Raw genomic sequence first — 5,202 nt, forward strand, 5'->3', positions numbered from 1 at the left:
AGGTTACACCCCGCGTGCTGGGACCTAGGGTGAACCCTAGCCCCCCTCACCGGGCGCAGCCACGAGGGCGGCCCGCGCACGGTGCCACCCCGCCCTCCTGCAGACCGACTAAAATCCTGGGTATGAATATCGTATTGAATGGGGAATCGCGCACGATCGAGGCCCCCTCCTCGGTGGCCGATCTGATCCAGGCGCTCGGGTACGCAGGCAAGCGCGTGGCCGTGGAGCGCAACGGAGAAATCGTTCCGCGCAGCGCGCATGAGCATGTCCTGCTGGCCGACGGCGATCGCATCGAGATCGTCGTCGCGGTCGGCGGAGGCTAAGACCACGATGAACATGACTACCCCATCTCCCGCTTTGCCCGACCCGCCGGCCGAGCTCGCGCCGCCGGTTGCGGAATCGGCAAAGCCAGCGCGCCCCGGCACGCACATCCGCAGCTTCGTCAACCGCCGCGGCCACATCACCCTCAGCCAGAAGGAAGCGCTGGAGACGCTGGCCGGCGCCTGGTGCCTTCCTTATGCCGCCCGGCGCCTCTCCTTCGCCCAGGTGTTCGGCCGGGAAGCGCCGACGATCCTGGAGATCGGCTTCGGCATGGGCGAAACGACCGAGAAGATCGCGCTCGCCCAACCCGAGCGCAATTTCCTGGGCGTGGAAGTCTTCAATGCGGGCGTCGGCGCCATGCTCCGGCGCATCGAAAACTCCGGCCTGCGCAACGTCCGGATCATCCAGCACGACGCCGTGGAAGTCGTGCGCGACATGATCCCGCCCGACTCCCTGGCGGGGGTGCACATCTACTTCCCCGACCCCTGGCCCAAGAAGCGTCACCACAAGCGCCGCCTGATCCAGCCGCCCTTCGTGCAGCTGCTCGCGAGCCGCATCGCGCCGGGCGGGTACTTGCATTGCGCCACCGATTGGCAGCCCTATGCGGAGCAAATGCTCGAGGTCCTGGGCGGCGAGCCGCAACTGGCCAACACCTGCCAAGGCTATGCCGAGCGCCCGGCCTGGCGGCCGCAAACCAAGTTCGAAACGCGGGGCCTGAGGCTGGGGCACGGTGTCTGGGACCTGATCTTCGCACGCGTGCCCGCAGAGGGATCGCCGGCCGCTGGCGCGTGAGGCGCAGCCGGCCCGGCGCCACGCTCATGCATAGGCCGTCTCGATGATACGTTCGGTTTCTCGCGCGCTACTGGTGCTGCGCGCCCTGAACGGACGCATGCATTCGACGCTGGCCGAACTGCACCGCGACACGGGCCTGCCCAAGCCGACGGTGTATCGCATCCTCGAAACCCTGCGTGCCGACGGCTACGTGCGCGAAGTGGACGGGCGGGGCAGTTATCAGCTGACGGCGAAGGTACGCGAACTGAGCGACGGGTGTTCGGAGCGCCTGTTGATCGTGGACGCCGCCATACCCTGCATGATCGACGCCACCCGCCGCATCAAATGGCCGCTGGGCCTCTCCACGCTCGACGGCGACCGCATGGCGGTGCGTTACAGCACCATGCCATACAGCCCCCTCGCCTACCTGCCCACCACGTACGGGCGCAGGCACCCGGTGACCGAATCCTGCGTCGGGATCGCCTACCTCTCGTTCTGTTCAGAGCCAGAGCGCCGCTTCCTGCTGCCGGACGGCGTGCCGCCCCGCCTGGAATCGATACTGGAGGCAACGCGCCAGCGCGGCTACGCGGTGCGGCAGCCGGCCACGCCCGGGGACAGCGCGACTTGCGCGGTCCCGCTGCGCGCAGGCGATGAGCTGCTCGCCGTGCTCAGCATGACCACTTTCGGCAGCACCATGACGGCGTCTTTCCAGAAGCGGCATGTGCCGGTGCTCTGGGAGACCGCGGACGCCATCCTCCAGGCCTATCGGCAGCTCCGGGACAATCAGCGCGGCGTTCCCAGCACGCCCGACGCGGAGAGCGACTCGATTTCCTCGGGCGTATAGCCCGCTTCGGCCAGGATCTCGGCCCCGTGCTGGCCCAGCGTGGGGGCGGGCCGCAGCTCGACCTCCCCGCGCGCACTCATGTAGGTCGGGTCGGACAGGTCCCACATGCGCCCTTCCGTCGGGTGCTCGGCCGCGCGCAATACCCCGGCGGCCTGGATGTGCGGATCGACCACCAGGCTGTCCAGCGTGTTGTAGGGCATGGCGGGGATGTCGGCCTCCTTGAGCAAGGCCAGCCATTCCGCCGTCGTGCGCTTGGCCATTTCCTGCGCGCGGATGCTGAAATATTCCCGGCTGTGCGCTGCCCGCGCCTGCTTGGTGGAAAAGCGCGGGTCCGTCTGCATCTCGGGACGTCCCATGACGCGCATCAAGGCGAAAGCCTGGGCGTCAGTGTTGGTGGTCAGGCAGATATATCCGTCCAGCGTCTTGACGGGCTTGGCCTCGGGATCGATCAGGCGCAGGTCGCCCGGGGGCGACAAGGGCGGATCGAAAGTGGAGCCGTAAAGGTGCTCGCTCAGCACCAGGGCCGCCATGTTCTCGAACATCGGCACTTCGATCTGCTGGCCGGCCCCCGTCCGCTCCCGCTGCAATAGCGCCATGAGGACGGCATTGAGGGCCATCAGCCCCACCGTGCGGTCGGCCACGACATAGGGCACGTACCGGGGTTCGCCAGTGGCCATTTCTGAGAGCGCAGCCACGCCGGTTCCCCCTTGGATGATGGAGTCGTAGGCCGGGGTATCCCGATAGGGGCCGGGCCCGAACCCCACCATGGCGCAGTACACCAGGCGCGGATTGACGCGCGAGACGTTCTCATAAGCCAGGCCCAAGCGCTCCACCGCCTTGGGACGCATGTTGATCAAGAGCACGTCGGACTGGGCGACGAGGCGCATGACGGCCTCGCGCCCTTCCGCTTTCTTGAGGTCCAACACGATGCTGCGCTTGCCCCGGTTCAGGTGGAGGAACTTGCCCGACATGCCGGGCGTGGGCGACGGTCCGGCGATCCAACGGATGACGTCGCCATCGCTGGATTCGACCTTGATCACGTCCGCCCCGTTGTCGGCCATGATCTTGGACGCATACGGGCCGACCACTGCCGAGGTAAGGTCGAGAACGCGAATGCCGGCCAACGCGCCGGCGCCTGATGCGGAATGTTGAGACATGACTGCTGAAGCCGATACAAACCAGGACAATGAACGCCGCAGCATAGCCTCATGCGGGCGGCGAAGGACGAGGAATCTTAAACCGTTTCGACAGACGAAACGCAAAGGACCGCGCGCGGCGGTCCTTTGCGGGAAGACACCGGCCCGTGGGCGTTAGCGGTTCAATGGGCAGCCCACTGAATGGAATTCAGGTCTATGCCCTCCTGGTACATCTCCCAGAGGGGGCTGAGCTCGCGCAGCTTGGCGACCTTGGCCTTGACCAGGTCGACCACGAAATCCACTTCCTGCTCGGTGGTGAAGCGCCCGAGCGTGAAGCGGATGGAACTGTGGGCCAGCTCGTCGCTGCGGCCCAGGGCGCGCAGCACGAAAGAAGGTTCGAGCGACGCGGAGGTGCAGGCCGACCCCGACGATACCGCCACATCCTTGATCGCCATGATGAGCGACTCGCCTTCAACGAAGTTGAAGCTCATATTCAAGTTGTGCGGCACCCGGTGCTCGAGGCTGCCGTTGACATAGACCTCGGGAATTTCCATGAGGCCAGCCAGCAGCTTGTCGCGGAGCTTGCCCACGCGCGCAGACTCCAGCGGCATCTCGAGCTTGGCGAGCCGGAAGGCCTCGCCCATGCCCACGATCTGGTGCGTGGCCAACGTGCCGGAGCGCATGCCCCGCTCATGGCCGCCGCCGTGCATCTGGGCGTTGAGGCGAACGCGCGGCTTGCGGCGCACGTACAGCGCGCCGATGCCCTTGGGGCCGTAGAGCTTGTGTGCGGTGACGGTCAGCAGGTCGACCGGGAAGGACTGCACATCGATGGGGATCTTGCCCGCCGCCTGGACCGCATCGCAATGGTAGATGACGCCGCGCTCGCGACACAGCTTGGCGATGGCCTCCACGTCCTGGATGACGCCGATCTCATTGTTGACCAACATGACGGACACCAGGATCGTGTCTGGGCGCATGGCGGCCTCCAAGCGCTCGATGGGCAGCATGCCGTCGCTGTCCACGTCGAGATAGGTCGCTTCGAACCCCTGGCGCTCGAGCTCGCGGAAAGTGTCGAGCACGGCCTTGTGCTCGGTCTTGACGGTGATGATGTGCTTGCCGCGCTCGGCATAGAACTGCGCGGCGCCCTTGATGGCGAGGTTGTTGCCCTCCGTGGCGCCGGACGTCCAGACGATTTCCCGCGGATCGGCGTTGATCAGGGCCGCCACGTGGGCGCGTGCAGTTTCCACCGCCTCCTCCGCCTCCCACCCGTAGGCATGGCTGCGAGAAGCGGGATTACCGAATTTTTCGTACAGGTAGGGGACCATGGCATCGACCACGCGTGGGTCGACGGGCGTCGTCGCGCTATAGTCCATATAGACCGGCAAGCGCATCGGGGTTGAAGGCATGTTCAGCTCCTGAAACTGACAAATACGGCAACACGGTATTAATCCAATAGTAGCCCGCACGCCTGCCGCATCAGCCAATACCCCGGCCGCCAACATTGAAAAGGGGCCTGCCGGGGCTGGCCCGGGGCGGCCTACGCCCTACAGGCTAGAGCAAACCGCCGGGCCTGCGGCGATAATAAAGAAAACCTCGCGGCATGCGCGCCGCCCCTTCCCCATCCTGACCCCGATGATTTCTCGTCTAACCGCCTTCGTCGGCTGGAAGCCGCTGTTTTGGGCCACGGTGCTGGGCATACTCGTGCTCTCGCTACTGCCTTCCACCACGCCCATGCCCACGACGGGCTGGGACAAGACCAATCATCTATTGGGATTCACCACGCTTACGGTGCTCGCGCGCCTCGCATATCCTGCGGGACGCTTCTGGCCCAAGGCGCTGGGTTTGCTGGGCTTTGGCGTCTTGATCGAGCTCCTGCAGTCGCTCACGCCCACGCGCTCGGCCGGGGGGGCGGACGTCGTGGCGGACGGAATCGGCATCGCCATCGGCTGGGGGCTGGCCTGGCTGGCGACCACCCGCGCTCAACGCCGCGCCTGACCTGCGCCGCGAATTTGAGGGCAAGCGCCGGGGTGAACGCCGCCGACTGGGGCGCTACAGTTCCTCCATGACCAGAAGAATGGAAACCGCCATGACGTCCGCCCCCTCGCCCACGACGCCGCTCCCGGCCGATGC

Annotated in this window: 6 protein-coding genes; 4 read left to right on the forward strand and 2 right to left on the reverse strand. The window is 66.2% G+C overall.

What is annotated here, in order from left to right; all coding sequences use genetic code 11:
* The first annotated feature begins 122 nt into the window (after nt 1-122).
* From thiS to IRZ12_RS15295, 3 genes are read left to right on the forward strand one after another with little or no spacing between them, the layout of a single operon-like run.
* Nucleotides 123-323, forward strand: a complete 201-nt coding sequence (thiS, locus tag IRZ12_RS15285) for a sulfur carrier protein ThiS (protein ID WP_296470154.1) — start codon at nt 123-125, stop codon at nt 321-323.
* A 13-nt stretch (nt 324-336) separates the two neighbouring features.
* Nucleotides 337-1,113, forward strand: a complete 777-nt coding sequence (gene trmB, locus IRZ12_RS15290; protein WP_296470157.1) for a tRNA (guanosine(46)-N7)-methyltransferase TrmB — start codon at nt 337-339, stop codon at nt 1,111-1,113.
* Nucleotides 1,114-1,156: 43 nt separating this feature from the next.
* Nucleotides 1,157-1,936: a helix-turn-helix domain-containing protein gene (locus IRZ12_RS15295; protein ID WP_296470160.1), complete on the forward strand. Its 780-nt coding sequence runs from the start codon at nt 1,157-1,159 to the stop codon at nt 1,934-1,936.
* Here IRZ12_RS15295 and IRZ12_RS15300 read toward each other — a convergent pair.
* Both IRZ12_RS15300 and IRZ12_RS15305 read right to left on the reverse strand, forming a co-directional pair.
* On the reverse strand, nt 1,876-3,093 hold the full coding sequence (locus IRZ12_RS15300; RefSeq protein ID WP_296470163.1) for a CoA transferase: 1,218 nt from the start codon (nt 3,091-3,093) through the stop codon (nt 1,876-1,878). The genes IRZ12_RS15295 and IRZ12_RS15300 overlap by 61 nt on opposite strands.
* A 161-nt stretch (nt 3,094-3,254) precedes the next feature.
* Nucleotides 3,255-4,478: an IscS subfamily cysteine desulfurase gene (locus IRZ12_RS15305; protein ID WP_296470166.1), complete on the reverse strand. Its 1,224-nt coding sequence runs from the start codon at nt 4,476-4,478 to the stop codon at nt 3,255-3,257.
* A gap of 226 nt (nt 4,479-4,704) precedes the next feature.
* Here IRZ12_RS15305 and IRZ12_RS15310 point away from each other — a divergent pair, with 226 nt between their 5' ends.
* Entirely contained in the window at nt 4,705-5,067 is a 363-nt protein-coding gene (locus IRZ12_RS15310) for a VanZ family protein (protein WP_296470169.1), read from the forward strand.
* Nucleotides 5,068-5,202 lie beyond the last annotated feature (135 nt).

This window comes from Pigmentiphaga sp., from assembly GCF_019689535.1.
Classification (GTDB): Bacteria; Pseudomonadota; Gammaproteobacteria; order Burkholderiales; family Burkholderiaceae_B; genus Pigmentiphaga.